Origin of the sequence: Candidatus Francisella endociliophora, assembly GCF_000764555.1 — a bacterium.
GTDB classification, from domain to species: domain Bacteria; phylum Pseudomonadota; class Gammaproteobacteria; order Francisellales; family Francisellaceae; genus Francisella; species Francisella endociliophora.
In genome coordinates this window covers 1,635,691-1,654,383 of the sequence record NZ_CP009574.1, presented here as the reverse complement: position 1 = coordinate 1,654,383, position 18,693 = coordinate 1,635,691, and the positions used below count along the sequence as shown (strand labels likewise).

Sequence of the window (18,693 nt, the reverse complement as noted above, 5' to 3'; positions counted from 1 at the left end):
GTTACTCATATTTATGATTATAATACTCATTTCCTAAAGCCTCAGCCAAATATTTATCAACCTGTAATGCTTCTGGAGTAGAGTCTGTAGGTCTGCGAGGATTCACTCGATCATTAATCCAAGTTTCATTATTCCAATACTTTGTAGTTGAGATACACTCTTTAACAAAGCCTTTTATTAAATATCGATCTTGAATCTGCATGCAACCAGTTATAAAAAGATCAACGTATGACTGAATGATTGGAAATTCTTTAGTAGGTCTTTGAATATCTTTAGATTGTTTTGCATATATCCAATAACTACCTTTTTGAAGATTTTTTAGACCTAAAGACTTAATATCACTAGAAGGAATCTTATATCTACAATAAAAATTTTCTCGCTTATCCGCCTGTTTCACACCCTTATAATCTACAGGATAGTATACGGCATTTAGATGCTCTCCTTGTTTAGGAACTACCAACAAACCAGTCGTTCTATAACTTCCTCCAGCTCTCAACCCCCAAACTCTCTCAAAATTTTTAACTTCCACAGGATATACATTTTTTGCCTGAGGATTTGTTCTCATTCTTGAGCTATCATTCATCAAACTGCCATAACCAACAATAAAATTTTGTTGAGAGCTATCTATTTGTGGATGACACTGATCTGCAAAAACAGAACTGGAGAATACTATGGAAGCGGCTACCAATGATATTTTTTTCACTTATAAATCCTTATTTTTCTTAGCTATTTTTTTATGAAAATCCTACATCGTTAAACTTTAAGGCTAATTATATTATTACCTTAATATACAACTTCCCATCATCTCCTTTTTCTAAACCATGAATATCATACTCGAACCCTGGAAGTTCTGCTCCAATATCTTTAAGCATGAGCAAATAATCAAGCGTCACTTTGCTTTCAAGAGTAATTCTTTCTCCTGGCATAATTAGAGGTATCCCAGGTGGATAAGGAAGAACCATAACGGCGGATGTATGACCTAGCAAATCATCTAAACAAACCTTTACAACGTCTCCTTTATTTAACTTTTGATAAGCCTGATAAGGGCTCATAGTATACTCAGGTAATTTATCAAAAGCATGGAACATAACTTGCGGCAAGTTATGTTTAACAACTAAACCATGTTGCTTTTCACAAAGATCTTGTATCTTAATATTTTCATAAAAATCAGGATGCTTACTGTATATAGTTGGTAAAACGTCTTTTACTAATCTATTTTGATCATACATTTGTTTAAATTTATTTAATGTAGCAAGTAGCTTCATTGACTTAGCTCTTGTTATTCCTATACTAAATAAGAATAACATTGTATATGGACCAGTTTTCTCAACTATAATCCCATGATCCTCGAGAAACTGAGCTACAATACTGGCAGGAATACCTTTTTTTTCTAAATTATGCTCTTTATCAATACCTGGTAAAATCACTGTAACTTTAACAGGATCCAGATACAAGTAATCATCTTCAACTTCATTAAAACCATGCCAAGATGAAGAGGTATCAATTGGCCAAGCTTGTTGCTCATCAATATTTTCTGGCTGCCAAATATCATAATACCAATCTAATGACTCCTCTTTAAGTTTAACAATTTCTTTACGAAAGTCTAAAGCATAGTTTATACAATCATTTATTAGGCTCTGTCCAAGCTTACCTTTCATCATCGCAGCAGACACCTCACAACTTGCTACAATTGGATAAAATGGAGAAGTTGATGTATGCATCATAAAAGTCTCATTAAGCTTCTCATTATCATAGTGACCTTTAACATGCACCATAGATGCTTGGCTAAAGGCAGCTAACAGCTTGTGCGTTGATTGTGTTTCAAAAATAGTATGATTTAGCTTTGGTTTGATAGACATTCCATATTTACCCTCATATATCGAATGGAAGTTGGTATAAGGAACCCATGCACTATCAAAATGTAAGTTTACAACATCTAATTCTTGATGTACTTTATTAACATTATAAAAAATCCCATCGTAAGTAGAGTTTGTTATAACACAGTATCTAGGCCAGCTCTCAGCTACAGGATGATCTGATAATTTCTTTTCTATTGAAGCGCTTGTGAACTCTGATAGAGGAATCCCTCCGATTATACCATAGGCATTTCGCGTAGGTTTTAGGTATATAGGGTTAACATCTACCATCATCATTAAATGAGTAAGAGATTTATGACAATTTCTATCTACTAAAATAGTGTCTCCCTGACCTGCAGAATACATCCCAACAATTTTATTTGAAGTTGAAGTACCATTAGTAACTATTAATGATCTATCAGCATTAAAAATATCTGCCACATAATCCTCAGCTTCCTTATGAGGACCAGAATGATCTAAAAGACTTCCCATTTCTTCCATAGATATTGAAATATCAGACTTAAAAACATTTGGCCCAAAAAAATCATAAAATGCAGCTCCTACAGGAGACTTCTGAAAACCATGTCCTTGCTGATGCCCTGGAGTACAAAATGAATAATTACTCTCATTTATATAATGCATTAGTTGTTTTGTAAAAGGAGGCATTATTGCTTTATAATAAGCATCTATGCCGTTTATTATTTTTTCTATATCATCATTTAAAAGAACTGCATCATACTGTAAGAAATCTAAGTTTAACTCAAAATCAACTAAATTTAACTCGATATCTAAGTGATTATCTCCTATAGCGAATATAGGTAAGTTTGGATTATAGTCTGCTAATTTCTCAAAAGCTGATAATTCAAAATGGTCCCAATCTAAAATAATACTTGCAACTCTATTATTTGATTTAACAATTTCAGCCGCAGTATTCAAATCTGTGGTTAACAAACAGTCATAATTTTCTTTAATTAAATTAGATTCTAAGTTTTGTAAAAACTCTAATTTATGTACAGGAAGCTTTTTACTATATACAAACAAAATATTTCGCATAACTAATCACCTTTTATTTGCCAATGATGAACATCTTTATAAACTCTTTTTTCAAAATCTTCCCTATCTTTACGAACATAAAAAATCATCGTAATTAAGGATATAATAGTCACACTAACTAAAGCATAATCTTCTGCACCAATATAAGCTATAAAACAAAACAATATTGCTACTATAGCTACAACAGTCAAAACGAAATGCTTAACAGGATGCTCAACAACATCTATGAGATTTAATGCTGAATAAAAATATGGAAGAATTGTCATCATAACTGCAATTGATATAACTTTGCCAAACAATGCAGCCGTTGAGCCAGAGCCCAACATTACAACCAGCATTAAAAGAGTCATTCCTGATGATGTTACTATTAGTCCTTTAACAGGTATATCATTTTTATTTAATTCCCCAAATATTTTTGGTAATGAGCCATCATGTGAAGCCCTAGCTCCAGCTTGAGCAGTAAGCATCATCCATGAGCTTAAAGATGCAAGACAAGCAAATGCAACTATTATTGAAACAGCTTTACCTGCCCAATTACCAAACATAAAACTACTCACTAATGAAAAAGGAGCTCCCGAATGTGCAACCACATCACTTTTAAAAATCCCAGATATCACCGTACAAGATAAAAAATAGACAATGGCAGCAATACTAACCCCTATAATAGTAGCCAAAGGAATTGTCTTACGAGGATTCTTAACTAAATTAGTATTAACAGAAGCACTTTCAACTCCAATAAAACTCCAAACACATAGTAGCACACCACTAAAAATTCCATGAATATTCGAACTATGAGTGACATTCCAGTTATTTATAAATGTTTCTGAGCTGAAAAAAAACCAACCAACGGTAGCTGTTAAAATTATAGGTATAAGCAACAAAACAACACCTATAGAAACTAATCTACCAACCCAGCTCGCTCCAAAAAAATTTATAGCAGTAAATATCCAGATAATAATTATAGTAGCTATTCCAGCATAAATTGGATTATTAAGCTCTGGGAAAAATGTTGATAGATAAGCAACCCCTGTAATTGCTATAGCAAGGTTCCCAATCCAATTAGCATTAAAATATAAAACTCCAGATTGAAATCCTAAGATAGGAGCTACTTCACCAGCATAAGCAACAGGACCTCCTTCTTGAGGATCTGTCGCAGAAAGTTTCGCAAAAACAAAGGCTAAGCCTATTGCTCCTATTGAGGCTATTATCCAACTAATAAATGTTAAAGAGCCTATTGCCGCTAGGTTTGAAGGTAATAAAGCTATACCCGACCCCATCATATTTCCAGCGACAATTGCTGAGCTTGCAAAAATTCCAAGTTTTTTTGACTTTGTATGCATAAGAAAAAAGTTTTATAGATACAACTATTACATTGTAGCAGGCTATTGAGAAATATATAAAGATTAATTTTTGTTCTTTTTTATAAAATTAATAATTGCGTTGCAGTCTCATATTATTGGCATCATTTGGTGAATACATGCTCATTCCAATAGTTGAAGACATAAGACTATTATAATGATGATTTCTACCATAAAAATCATAATAATTATCAGTAAATTGCTCTGGGAAATCTGCTTGCATAGTATTTTGTGATTGCTGCATATATTGTTGATGTTGGCCCTCACTATGGCCCCAAACAATATTTTTAGGAATACTATCTGCATCAATCACAGATATTGGATCATTTTTTAGTTCTATTTTTTCTGCATTTTTAGATTTAATATTTGAAAACTCTGGCACACCGTTATCATTTGTCTCATAAACTGATGAATAAGCACTAAAACTTATAATCATTCCAACCAACAATACCGCTTTTTTCATATTAACTCTTAATAAAGTTACGATTATTCTTTAATATTGCCAAAGCTTGGTCATAATCACAATCATTTAAGATCATAACAATAGCTACTTTTACAGATTTAGCTGCCTTTGTATAGAACCTTTGAGCTGTTTCATAATCAACCCCTGTTGCCTCGCAAATGATATTCTTAGAACGTTCAACAAGCTTCTCATTAGTTGGCTTAACATCAACCATCAAATTTTGATAAACTTTGCCAACAGACACCATAGATAGTGTAGAGATCATATTTAAGATAAGTTTTTGAGTTGTTCCTGCCTTTAATCTTGTTGAACCTGTTAAAACCTCTGGACCTGGTACTGCTTCAATATGATACTTAGCATATTGAGAAATTTTAGCTTGTTTTGTACAGCTAACAGCAACAGTTTCAGCTCCTATAAAGTTTGCATATTCAAGAGCACCTATTACATACGGTGTTCTACCACTTGCAGCAATTCCAACAACAATATCCTTACTTGTCAAGTTTATTTTCTTAAGATCATTTTCACCAAAGTTTGGATCATCTTCAGCGCCCTCTTGTGCTTCTATAAATGCTTTTTCACCACCAGCTATCAAGCCAACAACTGTATTATAGTCAACACTAAACGTCGGTGGACACTCTACAGCATCTAGAATTCCTAAACGTCCACTTGTCCCAGCACCAACATAAATAATCCTACCATCATTTTTCAATGCAGCAGATGTTTTTTCAATAACATTTACCAAGTTAGAGTGCTGCTCTTTTAATGCTTCGATAACTCCATACTCTTCTTCTATCATAAGACTAATAGCATCTGATAATGCCATTGAATCAAGATTTAAACTTTTTGGATTTCTTCTCTCAGTATTTATATTTTTTAATATATTCATATGATTACCTTTTTAACTACTCCTAATGGATAAAGATATTTACTATCAAGATAAACCGGCTCTGCTGGCTCATCATCCTCTTCTTCATCCTCTCCATTTTTATTATTTTTTGCTAATTCTTCTCTTTTTCTTTCAGCTGTTGATTTTGGTCTTTCTCTTGTTTGTGACGATGAGCTTGATTTATCATCAACTTCACTTTCATCCTCTGGCTCATCTTCATCACCTAACTCATCTTTTATATCTTGAGCTTTTAGATCAAGAGCCTCAGGTTGAATGTATATTTTGTTAATTGTATTTTTGACAGAATCAAAGTCAGCCAATATCTGTGGAGATGAAGTAGCATCTATATCAACTTCTTGAAGTACATCAAACTCATAGTTTAGTTGCATAACCTTATCTGAGGTAAAAACAAATAAATAACCAAACTTAGGTACAACTAATTGAATACCGTCATCATCTTCACTTTCGTCATCTTGTTGAGAATCTGGTAACCCAACTACAACATTTTCATCGCTTTTTTCAAACTCAAACTCTTTTTCAAGACCATTTGAGCCATACTCAAGAGACTCAAAACTCCCCATTCCTTTTTTATACTCATAACGATGTAACTTATCAGACTCATAAGTAATAATATACATAGAGTCATTTGATTTAGAAACTATAACAGGCTTACCAAAACTTTCCCCATCAATATAGGTATCTAGACTTTTACCAACTCTATGATCTCCATTATAGTTGAAATCACTGATCCCCATAATTGTCTTACTCTGATTATTTGGGTGAAATATCAACACCATATTTGCTTCCAAATTACTTGCGACATCGGGAACCAAAAGCTTAACACTACTTTCACTAAGCTCTGTTTTAAATGGCATTTTTTCAGCAAGTTTAAGAGCGTAGTTATTATTTGAAGTTGAGTATTCTGAATAGTAAACTTCAAGCTCAGTCCTACTTATTTTTTTCTTCTTACTTTTACTTCCTTTTTTCTTAGCATCACTATTACTACGGCTACTACTTTGATTTTCATTACTGTTTCTAACAAGCATCAATTGAGGAGGACCATCAGAGTTTTCAAAATACCAAGCAACATCAATTATACCATCCTTGGTAAACTGCTCTCCAGAAGAACTCATTCCTCGACCACCACCACTAACAACAGCCTGCCACTTACCGATCTCATTTCCTAAAGCTTCATTATCCTCAGCAAGGCCTTCAACATCATCAGCCAAGATATCTTCCAGTGGAAAACTAGTTGTAAAAAGCTTATCTGTATCATACAAAAGCAGATATATACTCCATTTACCTTTTTCCAGATTCCAACCAACTTTCACTTTATAGCCAGTTCCCATTGCATCAGGAATCGGCACACCTATTTTTGCTTTCTGAGTAAAAATACTTAATTGCTTATTTTGCTTTTGTATTAACCCTATAAAACCTTTAGGCGCATCCTTACTCATAGTTCCATCACTTTCTAAGCGATAAATCCTCTCTTGATAATCAGTCATAGCATCAGGATTAATCATCGGCACATTTATTGGTGTATAATCACCATCAAAGTTTTGATATGTATTTGCAGTTAGAGCATTATAAATAATACGCTCTGTTAAATTGACATTTGTACCAAGATTAAATGCTTTATATATTGCATTATAACTACTATACTCCTGTGACTGAAAAAGCTCTGCATTAGTATTTTTTGGAAAAAACTCAGAAATATCTTCATCATCAACAGTTACCTCGAATTTGCTATCACCGATTTTAAATTCACTAGATTTTGTAAAATCTATATCATCTTGTACCTTTGAAATATACGTTTCACCAAGAACCTTATCATTACTATTTTTGATAATACTTTTTGTAGTAAGCAAACCCATCTTAAATGTATATAATAACCCCGTAAGCATAACCATTATGACAAATGCAAATATTAAGGCCATCAACAAAGCAGATCCTGTTTTTTTTGAATCTATTTTTTTATACATACTTAGACCTGACCTACTAAAAATATCTTACTAGTGGATTGTCCTGAAACCTTAAACGAGATTTTAAGGGCTGCAACAGTATCACTACGAACCTTGATAAAGTCTTTATCAATAGACTGCCATTTAAGTTTTGGATCACCTTGCTTGATATCTGAATTTAAAACATACTCAACCTTCATATCACTAACATCACTAACCAACTCATAAATAGAGGAGTCATCTGAATTTTGCTTTATATACTCATATAACGAATATTTAGGGTTACCATCTTTATCTTTTTGACCGTTCGCTGCAATATAAAAAACCTCAAGCATATATTTACCAACATAGTCACCCACCTTGAACTTATCTTCAACACGCCTTGCTGTTGATACAAAATCTCCTGTTACTGCACCTACTTTATTCAACTGACATTCATTAGCATTACACAGAACAAGATAATCATTCATAGAAATATCTTTCTCTGGAAGGATACTTTTCTCAAACTCATTCACTTTAAAAATATTATTTGATGAATTAGTCTTAAGATTTGAATCAATACTACTTCTTTGAATCATAAGAAAATCTGTATCAGGCTGTACACAATGAACACTCTCATTTATATTCATATTTTTTAGATCAGCCTCCTGAGATTTACGCTCTTTACAAGCCTCCACAGATAAAGTCAAACCTTCTGGTAAACCTTGAATATTCTCCAAAGGCGCTTTACCTATTGTAATAATCCCCATTTTCCCAAAGATATCTCCAAAGTTATCCCCGGAGTTATCCACAAGCTCTTGATAGATATCACCATATTTTGTTGTAAATCCTGCATGTCCAATGGCATTATAAAAAATCTGCTTAATCATTAACTGGTTAGTATTTATCTCATGCTTAGCACTAAGTTTTGTATATTGACGTTTCATATCTATATAAATATTTAGCGCCATACCCATCACTAATGCAGCTATAACCATTGAAACCATTAGCTCTGGCAAGGTAAAGCCAGCAAATTTTTTATATTTCTTCGCTGTCATTTTGCTCAACCTCTCTTTCTATTATCTTAACTCTATCTGCCACTCCCATTTGGTTATCAAAAGCTGCGATATTGACAACCTTATAAGTTATTTCAACATCATTTTCAGCATCTTTTTTAGCCTTTTTATCAGCTTTTTCAGCCATCTTTTTAAGATCTGAAACGCTTAAAGGCTTAAATCTATTCACAGGCTTTTCATCTGCCTCTGGTTTGGTATCATTACTTTGTGTTATGACTACTGTTTTCTTAAACTCAATACCATCTTTAGTCTTAGAATTATCAAATGCACCAGTTAAGCGATATATATTAACCCTTTCATCAAGAATACTTGCAATTTCATCTTTTTTATTTTCTAAAGTGATATTAACTAGGACGCTATTGAGAAGGATAAAACCTGAAGAAAGAACGAACAACAAAATCATCGCAGCAAGCATTGATTCAACAATACCAAAACCTGCTTGTGATTTTATTTTTCGTAAAGGCATAAATACATATTAAGTTTAGATTTCTTATGCTTCCTTAAATTTACCGAAAGACATTATTTTATCGTATCTTTTTGAGTTTCTTTCTTCTACAGACATTGCTAATAACTCTTTTATTTCTGCTGCTAAAGCTTTTCTAATATTTGTAGCTGTTGAGTCGTAGTCTCTATGAGCTCCACCTAACGGCTCAGCAATTACATCATCAACAATTTCAAGCTCTTTTAAACGACCAGATGTTATATTCATCATTTGTGTTACTTCAGAGGCTTTTTCTGCTGTCTTATGTAAGATTGAAGCACAACCTTCAGGAGATATTGTTGCAAAATAGCTATACTGAAGCATCAATAGCTTATCTCCAACACCAATACCTAATGCACCACCAGAGCAGCCTTCACCAATTACAGTACAAACTACAGGCACTTTCAACGCACTCATTTCAAATAAGTTTCTAGCTATTGCTTCACTTTGACCACGCTCTTCTGCTTTGATACCTGGGTAAGCACCAGGAGTATCAATAAAAGTAACAATAGGCATATCAAACTTCTCAGCAAGCTTCATAAGTCTTAGTGCCTTACGATAACCTTCTGGGTGCATCATACCAAAGTTATGTTTGATTTTACTTTTAGTATCACGACCTTTCTCTTGACCAATAACCATTACTGGCTTGTTATTTATCTTTGCCATGCCACCGATTACAGCTAGATCATCGCCAAAAGTCCTATCCCCATGTAGCTCTTGGAAATCTGTAAATATCAATGGTAATAAATCTTTAAAATATGGTCTGTTAGGATGACGAGATAATTGTACCACTTGCCAATCTGTAAGTTTTGAATACGTAGACTCCATTAACTCAAGTCTTTTTTTATTTAATTTTTGAATTTCTTTTTCTGTTTTTTCATCTTCAAAAACATGTGATAGAGACGTAATTTTATCTTCTATTTCTTTTATCTTTGACTCAAAGTCCAAGTAGTTCATCTATTTTTCTCCTTTCAAATACAAATTAATCATAAAAATAGCTACATAGTATTCTAAAGTATTTTAGTAAAATAAAAAAGATAACAGTGTGTGATTTTGAAAGTTTGTTATATACAGTATTTATACTATAATCATTCGTATAAAGATTAAGATTCAAAAAGCAAATGCAAGATACTTCTCATCACACCCCTATGATACAACAATATCTAAAAATCAAAGCTCAATACCAAGATATATTATTGTTTTACCGTATGGGTGATTTTTATGAGCTATTCTTTGATGACGCTAAAAAAGCCGCTGATTTACTAGATATAACACTTACTGCGCGTGGCAAATCAAATGGTGATCCAATCCCTATGGCAGGTGTACCTTATCATGCTGCTGAAAGCTATATAGCTAAAATAGTCAAACGAGGTCTATCAATAGCTATATGTGAACAAACTGGAGATCCTGCAACTTCTAAAGGGCCTGTTGAGCGACAAGTTACAAGAATTATCACTCCTGCTACAGTTTCAGAAGAAGCTTTTTTAAACACTAATGAAGATAGTCTTTTACTAAGTATTTTTGAGAAAAACTCTAAGTATCATCTTGCATATACAAGTTACACACAAGGTAAAATATATCTGCTAAAAACCATTAAAAACATAGCAGAGCTAAAAAATGAAGTTTTAAAGCTTTCTCCCAAAGAAATTATTACAAACTCTAGAGATCTTGCTGAAAAAAACATTTCCCAGAAGCCTATAAAAATTTTAGAAGAGTGGTATTTTAGTAGCTTTGAAGCTAAAAAGCATATCTCAAATGCTCTTGATATAAGTCTAGCTACAAATATTCTGCAACAAAATAAAACTGAACAGCTAATCACCATTGGTTCTATACTTGCATATCTTGAAAGCACTTTAAAAGATACTCCTAGACATATTACAGATGTTAGCTTTGATGAGGATGAACAAATACTTAATATTGATGTTAATAGTCGTATAAATCTTGAATTAGATAATAACTCAAAAAGTAGTCTACTTAATATCATTGATAAATGTAAAACTAGTCTTGGTAACCGCTTACTGAAAAGATATTTTAAAAACCCAACTAAGGATTTAACAAAAATATCAACTCGCCATAGCGTCATAAATTCACTCAAGGAAAATCATCATTTCTTAAAGTTACAGGAAACACTAAGTTATATAAGTGATATTGAGAGAATTATCTCAAGAGTTGCTCTTGGCACGGTTAAGCCCAAAGATTTGGTTTCTCTTCAAAGCTCACTTGAACAGCTACCAAAGATCAAAAATCTTTTAACAGAAAAAAACACCAATGAACTAAATGCTCTTAACGAAGGTATTCATCAGCTTGATGAACTAGTCAATCTTCTAGAAAAAGCTATAGTTGAAAATCCTCCTGTAACAATTCGTGATGGTGGTGTAATAAAAGAAGGCTTTGATAAAGAACTTGATGAGCTAAAGGGTATCAAGGATAATTCTTTTGACTTCTTATTAAAATTTGAAGAATTACAAAAACAAAAAACTGGAGTCAGCACACTTAAGGTTGGCTATAACCGTGTTCATGGCTACTATATCGAAATGTCAAAACAGCATTCTGATAAAGCTCCTGTTGAATATATTCGCCGTCAAACACTCAAAGGAAGTGAGCGATATATCACAGAAGAACTTAAAGAGTTTGAAGATAAAATTCTTTCATCAAAAGAAAAAGCTCTAGCTCGCGAAAAGCTAATATATGACTCACTACTAAAGAAAGTTTTAGAATATTATAACCAAATTCAACAAACTGCTGAGAATATTGCTCAAATTGATGTTTTAGCAAATTTTGCAGAGCGGGCAATTAAACTAAGTCTAAATCAGCCAGAATTTAACAATCACGGTAAGCTTGATCTTAAAGAAGTTCGTCATCTTGCAATTGAGCAAAATATTGATGAACCATTTATACCCAACAACACAAACCTTTGCAAAGATGCTCATACTCTTGAAATTATCACAGGTCCAAATATGGGTGGTAAATCTACATATATGCGCCAAGTTGCTCAGCTGATATTTCTAGCTCACTTAGGCTCTTTTGTGCCAGCTAGTTTCGCAAATATTTGTGATATAGATACAATATACACAAGAATTGGAGCATCTGATGATATTTCTAGTGGCAGATCTACATTTATGGTTGAGATGACTGAAACCGCTTATATATTAAATAATGCTACAAATAAATCTCTAGTAATAATGGATGAAATTGGTCGTGGTACAAGCACATTCGATGGATTATCACTTGCTGAAGCATGTGCTGAGAAATTTGCAAAAATTGGCTCATTCACTCTCTTTGCTACACATTATTTTGAGCTTACAGAATTAGTGAATAAATATCAAAATATCAAAAACATCCATTTTGAAGCTAAAGAGTATAAAGACAATATCTACTTTATGCACAAAGCTATAGATGGTGCTGCTAAGAAATCTTACGGTATACAAGTGGCAAATCTTGCTGGCATACCTAAAGATGTATTAAACTCCGCAAAGAAAAATCTACACAAGCTTGAAAATAGACAATCAGTGATAGATTCTAACCAGTTCCAAGATTCTCTAGAACTAGAAATAGCACAACAAAAAAGTCCTTTACAAGAAAAGTTAGATAGCATCGATGTTAATAGCATAACACCACTTGAAGCTTTAAATATTCTTTCTAGTCTAAAAAGTAGTAATTAAGATACTTGCCAAACAGATATACTTGGATTTTTAACACATATAGCTGACATATAAGTAGAGTTATTACCCAACCCAAAACCAGAACCACTAGGCCTAGAACCTTCAAAATCATAACTAACTAAACTACCTGGTGATAAATCTGATTGTAAAGCTTCTTGAGATGATGATGATACATTTGTGATAGAAACAGAGGAGCCGTAAGGAATAGATTCTAATGCTTTTGGAATAACCCATCCTGCTGGGCAAGACCAACTTGCAGAGGTATTAGTTATCTTAAAGTTAATGCCTGATGGCGCAGGAAATGTACCAACTACATAGCCATCAGCAGCATAATCACCATTAAAGCTTTCTGTAGATTTATTATCATCTATTTCATTGATGCATGAACTAAGCAATGCACCAGCCAAAGAAACACTAAACAAAATTTTTAATTTCATATTCTTTTAAAACCTTCTTAAACTTCAAAATTATTTAATCAATAAAAGATAATAACAGAAATATTTTTATTTTTTAACTAGAAATCACAATTAATAGTTACATAAACATTTTATGATTTGCTATAATTTTTAAAATATGATTATAAATCCCCAGGAAAAACTATGCAAAACACAGAAAATCAACCTTCTTTCTTAATTCAAAAAGTTTACACAAAAGATGTTTCACTAGAAACAATCAACTCTCCAGCTTGTTTTAAAGACCAGTGGAACCCAAGCTCAGATTTTAACATTGACATAAATACTAAAAAACTTAATGAAGAAAATTTTGAACTTGACCTAACTGTAACAGTAACTACAAAAAATAACGAAGCAAATGTTTATATAGTAGAAGTTACTCAATCTGGCATCTTTACAATAACAGGTATGTCAGAAGATCAAATAGAATCAGTACTAAATACATATTGTGCGAATACTCTTTTCCCATACGCAAAAAGAGTCATTGATTCTTCTATCATCAAAGGAGGATTCTTACCATTAAATTTAGCACCAATCAACTTTGATGCCATATACATGCAAAAAAAATCTCAGCAATCACAACAACCGGCACATTAAAAAATAAGAAGTAGCCTATGAATAATTCACAAAACAGTTTAATCAAGATCTTTGGATCTATAATGATCATTGTCGGCACGATGATAGGTGGCGGCATATTAGCTTTACCAATAATTACAGCGAAACTTGGTTTTGTCATAGGCTCGATACTCGTATTTGTCGTTTGGAGCATCATGACCTATACAGCTGTCGTTATCTCTGATATTTCATGTTCCATGCCTTATGGTAGTAGTTTTAAAACTATCGCAGAGAAATATCTCGGTAAAGCTGGTGGTATAGTTGCTAGCATTGCTTTTCTTGTACTAATGTATTTCATAAGTACAGCATATATATCTGCTGCCGCATCTTCACTTTCAACATCTTTTCCTAATATTGATGAGAAAATATCTTCCTTAGTTTTTGTTATAATTTTTGGAAGCATCGTTGTTCTTGGCACAAGGTTCGTTGATTACGCAAATAGATTCTTCATTATACTTAAGATCTTAGTATTAGTAATACTTTGTGTAGTTTTTAACCAGTATATTGAAGCTAAAAATTTATTAGTTGCTCCTGTTGACCTAGGTATATCATTAGTTATTGCTATACCTGTTTTTACGACTTCTTTTACATCACATATTATTGTACCAGCACTTTCTGACTACCTTAAAAAAGATTCTAAAGATTTAAAACGAGTAATTATAATAGGAAGCATTATTCCTCTTATCCTTTACATTATTTGGGTTGCCACTATTTTAGGAGTACTGCCTCTTCATGGCCCAGTAAGTTTTATGGACTCAATTTTCAATCATATTCCAGTAGATAAAGCAAATATAGGTAATATTCTTACAGCACTTGGTGATAAAGTAAGAACTCCTACTACTGATGCGGTTCTACATATATTCACATATGTTGCTATTATGACATCATTCTTAAGTGTGAATTTATCCCTATTTCATTTCAATCTAGATACGTATAAATTATATAAATCTAGAAAAGTTATAGGGTATACGATCGCTGCTGTTTTAACTTTTGCAATACCTTTAATAATAAATCAGCTAGACCCAAATATATTCATTTATGCTATGACATGTGTTGGCTTATCAATTGCGGTCTTACTTATGATAATGCCAGCTCTAATGGCTTACAAGATGAACAAGCAAGGAGAAACTTTTAATTATAAAGTTTCAACTTATAAAACTCTATGGCTTATTTCTCTAATTTCTGGTGTAATAGTCATACTATGTGTTGTAGCTTAACTTAAATCTATGACTAATTATGACCATATAGACCATTTCCTTGAGAACTTACTCTATCTTAAAAATTATTCACAAGAAACTATAAATAATTATAGAAGAGACTTACAACAACTAAATGAATCTTTAGAAAAAAAAGATATAACAACTCTTAATCATAAAGATATTTTAATATGGATAAAAAAACTCCATGCTCAGGGTAATTCACCTAAAACACTCCAACGTAAACTTAGCTCCATTCGTAGCTTTTTTAACTTTCTGATAAATAGTGAAGTAGCCTCTGAAAACCCTGCTCTTAATATTAAAGCCCCTAAAAGTAGCAAACGCCTCCCTAAAGCAGTCAATATTGATGAGCTTGCTCATCTATTAGAAATAGAACCTACAACTGATATGGAAGCTAGAGATATTGCTAGTTTTGATTTGCTATATAGTTGTGGAATCAGACTTGGTGAGCTTTCATCTATTCAGCTTAAAGATATCAATCTATCACAGAAAAGTGTCCGTGTATTAGGTAAAGGAAATAAAGAACGAATAGCATACTTTGGTTCTAAAACACTTAATAATTTAGACAGATGGCTAAAAATCAGAGATACATTGAATCCACAGTCAGATTATCTTTTTATATCAAGAGATGGAGCACATCTAACAAATAGATCTATTCAAAAACGTTTGGAAATATTTGCCCAAAAGTACGCCTCTCGCCATATACACCCACATATGTTACGCCACTCGTTTGCAAGTCATGTATTAGATTCATCTAGAGACCTACTAGCTGTGAAAGATTTACTTGGTCATGCAGATATATCTAGTACTCAGATTTATACTCATCTTAATTTCCAACAACTAGCAAGTGTTTTTGATAAAGCGCACCCAAGAGCGAAAAAAAAATAATGAAAATAAAAATTGCTAATGAGCGCACCCATGACTATATTCAAAACCTTATAGAACAAACTATTGACTATAAGCTTTCTAGTGATGACAAATATCTCTTTTTTGATAATGATTCTTTGAAACTATTTCATAATGATAAAACATTATTCATAGATTTTAATGACAATGATATCCTAAAGCGCATAGATCCTAAAACTAAAAAATGTAGTGTAGTCCAAGCTGTTGAGGGACGTTCTAAGGAAAAACTGCAAATACTTGATACTACTGCTGGTTTAGGCAGAGATAGCTTTACATTAGCTGCTAGAGGTCATCACATAATATCTATAGAAAAAGATCCATACATTTACTTATTGCTTAAAGATGCTTTATACAGAGCTAAGCAACTACACAGTCTAGTTGATATAGCAAATAGAATCACTTTACTAAATGCAGATAGTAATGAGTATATTTCAAAGACTACGCAAATTTTTGATTGTATCTATATTGATCCAATGTTTCCACCACGTAGGAAAAGCGCAAAAGTAAAACAAGGGATGCAAGTTTTACATGAGATAGCTTTTAATAATGAAACATCGAATGCTAATTTATTAGCAAATATTATAAAATCACAAAAGACAAAAAAAGCTGTAGTTAAAAGACCAATAAATTCTGAGTTTTTATGTGATAAAAAACCTTCTTCACAACTTAAAGGTAAGACCAATAGATTTGATATCTATAGCTTATAACTGAAGTTATAATTTAAACATTTCTTTTTGCACTTGTATATGATGCGACCAGGAGGACTCCTGCAATAAATAATAATACTGCTGAAACCCAATAATAAGGAGCGAAATCTTTAATATACTGAGGAGCATTCTCGACGACCATAGCAGAATTTGCATAATTCACAGCATAACTAATAAATTCCACTGAAATAAATAATAAACCTATAGCTAGTCTAAAGCATAAAAATACTGCTCCAACTACAACCAACATGTAACATAAATAATCAAATCCAAATAATACCTCATAATCAATTATTGCTGGATTTACATATTTATACATTAATCCAACCCATATAACTAACACAACTAATGATGAAATTATTGATTGTAACTTTTTTTGTTTTGTTGGTGCTGTATAACAAGGTTCTTTAAGCCATACAACAGTAGCAATTATAGATGTTAAAATTTGTGCTGATAAATAAATAGAAGAGCTAAACATTCCATACTTACCATAAATAAAAACTTTAATAGCTAAACTTGCTAAAATCAAAAACCATGCAAAACGAATATTCTTAAAAATTAAAATAGCAAATGCAAGTAAGCATCCATTTGCTATTGTGTCATAGATAACATAATTTAGAGTAATCATAGAAAATCCTATATTTAAAAGTCTGACTAATGTTTTTAATATAAAAGCATATATAATTATGAATATAAAGACTTTAATTTTTAACTACTATGAAATATTTCAAAAACATTACAATACTAACTCTAATAACTATGTTTAGCAGCTTTTGCTATGCTGATGAAAGTGATAATGTGTATACATGGAGGTCTGGCAATGGAACTGTAGTTTTTTCACAAAGTACACCTATGTTTGATGAAGAATATGAGAGAATCGGTGTTCATCACAATAATCAAGTACATCAGAAATCTCCTGTAGAGCAACAACTTGCTTCTCTTAAGCAAAATAATATTTATATCCCTGATAATTCACAATCAGAAAATCAACCAAATCAGCAGCAAGAAGTAAACAGAGGAATACAAAGAGTTGAAATCATATCTCCAGCACCAGGAGAAAATAGATTTATTCATAATGAAAAACTAACAATTATCTTAAGACCAGCCTTAACAGCTGAAGATCATCCAATATTCATTATGAATGGGATTCCTCACCCTGCTCACTTTGAAAATGGGGTTTGGAAAGTTAACCGACCAAATCCTGGTCCTGTAAGCATAACAGTCAGAGGAAGAACTCATGATCATAAAACCATAGTTTCTAATGAATCAGAGTTTAACAGAAGACAAGTTTTAGGTAGATAACACTCAACTACTCTTTTGATTAAAGACAATTTTATATATACTTGAGTTATTATGGCTATTGTAAAACTAAGTATAAATGTCAAAAATCAATAAAACCTTTTTAAGCACTCTACTTTGTTTCTTTGCGGCCAGCTCTATAGCTGAAGCCGCTGAAACACAAGTCTATTCATGGCGCTCTGAAAACGGCAGCGTTGTTTTCTCTGAAGAAAAACCCACTCATGATGTTGAGTATAAAACTCTAGAAGTTGGTAAACCTACAGTTGTTGATACCAAAGCGCCTAAAAAACCAGAAGATGGTTCTCCAGTTCAAATAGGACAATCAGATGTTGAAAAGCTAGCAAATTCTCAACTTGCTGATAAAAATAAAGAAGTGCTAGAAGAAGGTCAACAAACAAATCTAGAAGTACAAATAACAAGCCCTGCAAATGATGCCAATATTTTTACTAAAGAAGATGGCATCCCTATTACAACGAGCCCTACTATACCTAAAGATGATAATCCTACATTCATAATAAATGGCTCTACTGTACCAGCAACTTACGATGGTACTAATTGGACAATTGCTAGACCAACACCTGGTGAAAACAAACTTAGCATAGGAGGTCACACTGCAGACGGCGGAGAAATCAAATCTTCAAATCAAATAACTTTTTATATAAAAAATGGCTGGCTACAGCAATCAAAAAATACAGGTAATTATAGAAAGGGTTAAACCGTTT

At 32.5% G+C, this 18,693-nt stretch carries 18 protein-coding genes; 7 read left to right on the top strand and 11 right to left on the bottom strand.

Translation table 11 applies throughout. From position 1 onward, the window contains the following. Window position 1: 1 nt before the first annotated feature. The 9 genes from QI37_RS08145 to QI37_RS08105 form a co-directional block, all read right to left on the bottom strand. Window positions 2-703 (bottom strand): gamma-glutamylcyclotransferase family protein, encoded by a 702-nt coding sequence (locus QI37_RS08145; RefSeq protein WP_040010299.1) that lies wholly within the window; start codon window positions 701-703, stop codon window positions 2-4. 67 nt (window positions 704-770) lie between these two features. After that, complete coding sequence (gene ldcC, locus QI37_RS08140) at window positions 771-2,909, bottom strand: lysine decarboxylase LdcC (RefSeq protein WP_040010298.1); 2,139 nt, start codon at window positions 2,907-2,909, stop codon at window positions 771-773. Between the two features lie 2 nt (window positions 2,910-2,911). Then, on the bottom strand, window positions 2,912-4,249 hold the full coding sequence (locus QI37_RS08135) for an amino acid permease (RefSeq protein ID WP_040010297.1): 1,338 nt from the start codon (window positions 4,247-4,249) through the stop codon (window positions 2,912-2,914). 88 nt (window positions 4,250-4,337) lie between these two features. Next, window positions 4,338-4,730, bottom strand: a complete 393-nt coding sequence (locus QI37_RS08130; protein WP_040010295.1) for a hypothetical protein — start codon at window positions 4,728-4,730, stop codon at window positions 4,338-4,340. A 1-nt stretch (window position 4,731) separates the two neighbouring features. Further along, window positions 4,732-5,616 (bottom strand): N-acetylmuramic acid 6-phosphate etherase, encoded by an 885-nt coding sequence (murQ, locus tag QI37_RS08125; protein ID WP_040010294.1) that lies wholly within the window; start codon window positions 5,614-5,616, stop codon window positions 4,732-4,734. Then, on the bottom strand, window positions 5,613-7,598 hold the full coding sequence (locus QI37_RS08120) for a hypothetical protein (protein WP_040010292.1): 1,986 nt from the start codon (window positions 7,596-7,598) through the stop codon (window positions 5,613-5,615). The genes murQ and QI37_RS08120 overlap by 4 nt, the downstream gene beginning before the upstream one ends. A 2-nt stretch (window positions 7,599-7,600) precedes the next feature. After that, window positions 7,601-8,614 carry a PilW family protein gene (locus QI37_RS08115; protein ID WP_040010291.1) on the bottom strand — a complete coding sequence of 338 codons (1,014 nt, stop codon included), beginning with the start codon at window positions 8,612-8,614 and terminating at the stop codon, window positions 7,601-7,603. After that, a complete protein-coding gene (locus QI37_RS08110) occupies window positions 8,595-9,098 on the bottom strand; it encodes a hypothetical protein (protein WP_040010290.1) in 504 nt (167 codons plus the stop codon). The genes QI37_RS08115 and QI37_RS08110 overlap by 20 nt, the downstream gene beginning before the upstream one ends. Window positions 9,099-9,122: 24 nt before the next feature. After that, window positions 9,123-10,070, bottom strand: a complete 948-nt coding sequence (locus tag QI37_RS08105; RefSeq protein WP_040010288.1) for an acetyl-CoA carboxylase carboxyltransferase subunit alpha — start codon at window positions 10,068-10,070, stop codon at window positions 9,123-9,125. Between the two features lie 164 nt (window positions 10,071-10,234). Between QI37_RS08105 and mutS the strand changes: the two genes are divergently transcribed. After that, on the top strand, window positions 10,235-12,775 hold the full coding sequence (gene mutS / locus QI37_RS08100; RefSeq protein ID WP_040010287.1) for a DNA mismatch repair protein MutS: 2,541 nt from the start codon (window positions 10,235-10,237) through the stop codon (window positions 12,773-12,775). On the opposite strand, the gene QI37_RS08095 is transcribed toward mutS, so the two are convergent. Continuing rightward, window positions 12,772-13,212, bottom strand: coding sequence for a hypothetical protein (locus tag QI37_RS08095; protein ID WP_040010286.1), 441 nt, complete (start codon window positions 13,210-13,212; stop codon window positions 12,772-12,774). The two genes, mutS and QI37_RS08095, sit on opposite strands and share 4 nt — an antisense overlap. 162 nt (window positions 13,213-13,374) lie before the next feature. Between QI37_RS08095 and secB the strand changes: the two genes are divergently transcribed. Genes secB through QI37_RS08075 form a run of 4 tightly spaced genes read left to right on the top strand, consistent with a single transcriptional unit; the run spans window position 13,375 to window position 16,672 of the window. Next, window positions 13,375-13,824: a protein-export chaperone SecB gene (gene secB / locus QI37_RS08090; protein ID WP_040010285.1), complete on the top strand. Its 450-nt coding sequence runs from the start codon at window positions 13,375-13,377 to the stop codon at window positions 13,822-13,824. Between the two features lie 17 nt (window positions 13,825-13,841). Further along, window positions 13,842-15,059, top strand: coding sequence for an amino acid permease (locus tag QI37_RS08085; RefSeq protein WP_040010284.1), 1,218 nt, complete (start codon window positions 13,842-13,844; stop codon window positions 15,057-15,059). A 9-nt stretch (window positions 15,060-15,068) separates the two neighbouring features. Beyond that, window positions 15,069-15,947 (top strand): tyrosine-type recombinase/integrase, encoded by an 879-nt coding sequence (locus QI37_RS08080; protein WP_040010282.1) that lies wholly within the window; start codon window positions 15,069-15,071, stop codon window positions 15,945-15,947. Further along, complete coding sequence (locus QI37_RS08075; RefSeq protein ID WP_052399176.1) at window positions 15,947-16,672, top strand: class I SAM-dependent methyltransferase; 726 nt, start codon at window positions 15,947-15,949, stop codon at window positions 16,670-16,672. The genes QI37_RS08080 and QI37_RS08075 overlap by 1 nt, the downstream gene beginning before the upstream one ends. A 13-nt stretch (window positions 16,673-16,685) precedes the next feature. On the opposite strand, the gene QI37_RS08070 is transcribed toward QI37_RS08075, so the two are convergent. Further along, window positions 16,686-17,300, bottom strand: a complete 615-nt coding sequence (locus QI37_RS08070; RefSeq protein WP_040010280.1) for a hypothetical protein — start codon at window positions 17,298-17,300, stop codon at window positions 16,686-16,688. A gap of 89 nt (window positions 17,301-17,389) precedes the next feature. Here QI37_RS08070 and QI37_RS08065 point away from each other — a divergent pair, with 89 nt between their 5' ends. Both QI37_RS08065 and QI37_RS08060 read left to right on the top strand, forming a co-directional pair. Next, window positions 17,390-17,974 carry a hypothetical protein gene (locus QI37_RS08065; RefSeq protein ID WP_040010278.1) on the top strand — a complete coding sequence of 195 codons (585 nt, stop codon included), beginning with the start codon at window positions 17,390-17,392 and terminating at the stop codon, window positions 17,972-17,974. 76 nt (window positions 17,975-18,050) lie between these two features. Continuing rightward, window positions 18,051-18,686 carry a DUF4124 domain-containing protein gene (locus tag QI37_RS08060; RefSeq protein ID WP_040010276.1) on the top strand — a complete coding sequence of 212 codons (636 nt, stop codon included), beginning with the start codon at window positions 18,051-18,053 and terminating at the stop codon, window positions 18,684-18,686. Window positions 18,687-18,693 lie beyond the last annotated feature (7 nt).

Excerpts from the sequence above, each read along its gene's own strand:
- QI37_RS08115 (WP_040010291.1), bottom strand. The coding sequence starts at position 8,614 with ATGACAGCGAAGAAATATAAAAAATTTGCTGGCTTTACCTTGCCAGAG.
- murQ (WP_040010294.1), bottom strand. The coding sequence starts at position 5,616 with ATGAATATATTAAAAAATATAAATACTGAGAGAAGAAATCCAAAAAGT.
- QI37_RS08070 (WP_040010280.1), bottom strand. The coding sequence starts at position 17,300 with ATGATTACTCTAAATTATGTTATCTATGACACAATAGCAAATGGATGC.
- QI37_RS08075 (WP_052399176.1), top strand. The coding sequence starts at position 15,947 with ATGAAAATAAAAATTGCTAATGAGCGCACCCATGACTATATTCAAAAC.
- ldcC (WP_040010298.1), bottom strand. The coding sequence starts at position 2,909 with ATGCGAAATATTTTGTTTGTATATAGTAAAAAGCTTCCTGTACATAAA.
- secB (WP_040010285.1), top strand. The coding sequence starts at position 13,375 with ATGCAAAACACAGAAAATCAACCTTCTTTCTTAATTCAAAAAGTTTAC.
- QI37_RS08095 (WP_040010286.1), bottom strand. The coding sequence starts at position 13,212 with ATGAAATTAAAAATTTTGTTTAGTGTTTCTTTGGCTGGTGCATTGCTT.
- QI37_RS08060 (WP_040010276.1), top strand. The coding sequence starts at position 18,051 with ATGTCAAAAATCAATAAAACCTTTTTAAGCACTCTACTTTGTTTCTTT.
- QI37_RS08065 (WP_040010278.1), top strand. The coding sequence starts at position 17,390 with ATGAAATATTTCAAAAACATTACAATACTAACTCTAATAACTATGTTT.
- QI37_RS08080 (WP_040010282.1), top strand. The coding sequence starts at position 15,069 with ATGACTAATTATGACCATATAGACCATTTCCTTGAGAACTTACTCTAT.
- QI37_RS08110 (WP_040010290.1), bottom strand. The coding sequence starts at position 9,098 with ATGCCTTTACGAAAAATAAAATCACAAGCAGGTTTTGGTATTGTTGAA.
- QI37_RS08135 (WP_040010297.1), bottom strand. The coding sequence starts at position 4,249 with ATGCATACAAAGTCAAAAAAACTTGGAATTTTTGCAAGCTCAGCAATT.
- QI37_RS08105 (WP_040010288.1), bottom strand. The coding sequence starts at position 10,070 with ATGAACTACTTGGACTTTGAGTCAAAGATAAAAGAAATAGAAGATAAA.
- QI37_RS08130 (WP_040010295.1), bottom strand. The coding sequence starts at position 4,730 with ATGAAAAAAGCGGTATTGTTGGTTGGAATGATTATAAGTTTTAGTGCT.
- QI37_RS08085 (WP_040010284.1), top strand. The coding sequence starts at position 13,842 with ATGAATAATTCACAAAACAGTTTAATCAAGATCTTTGGATCTATAATG.
- mutS (WP_040010287.1), top strand. The coding sequence starts at position 10,235 with ATGCAAGATACTTCTCATCACACCCCTATGATACAACAATATCTAAAA.
- QI37_RS08120 (WP_040010292.1), bottom strand. The coding sequence starts at position 7,598 with ATGTATAAAAAAATAGATTCAAAAAAAACAGGATCTGCTTTGTTGATG.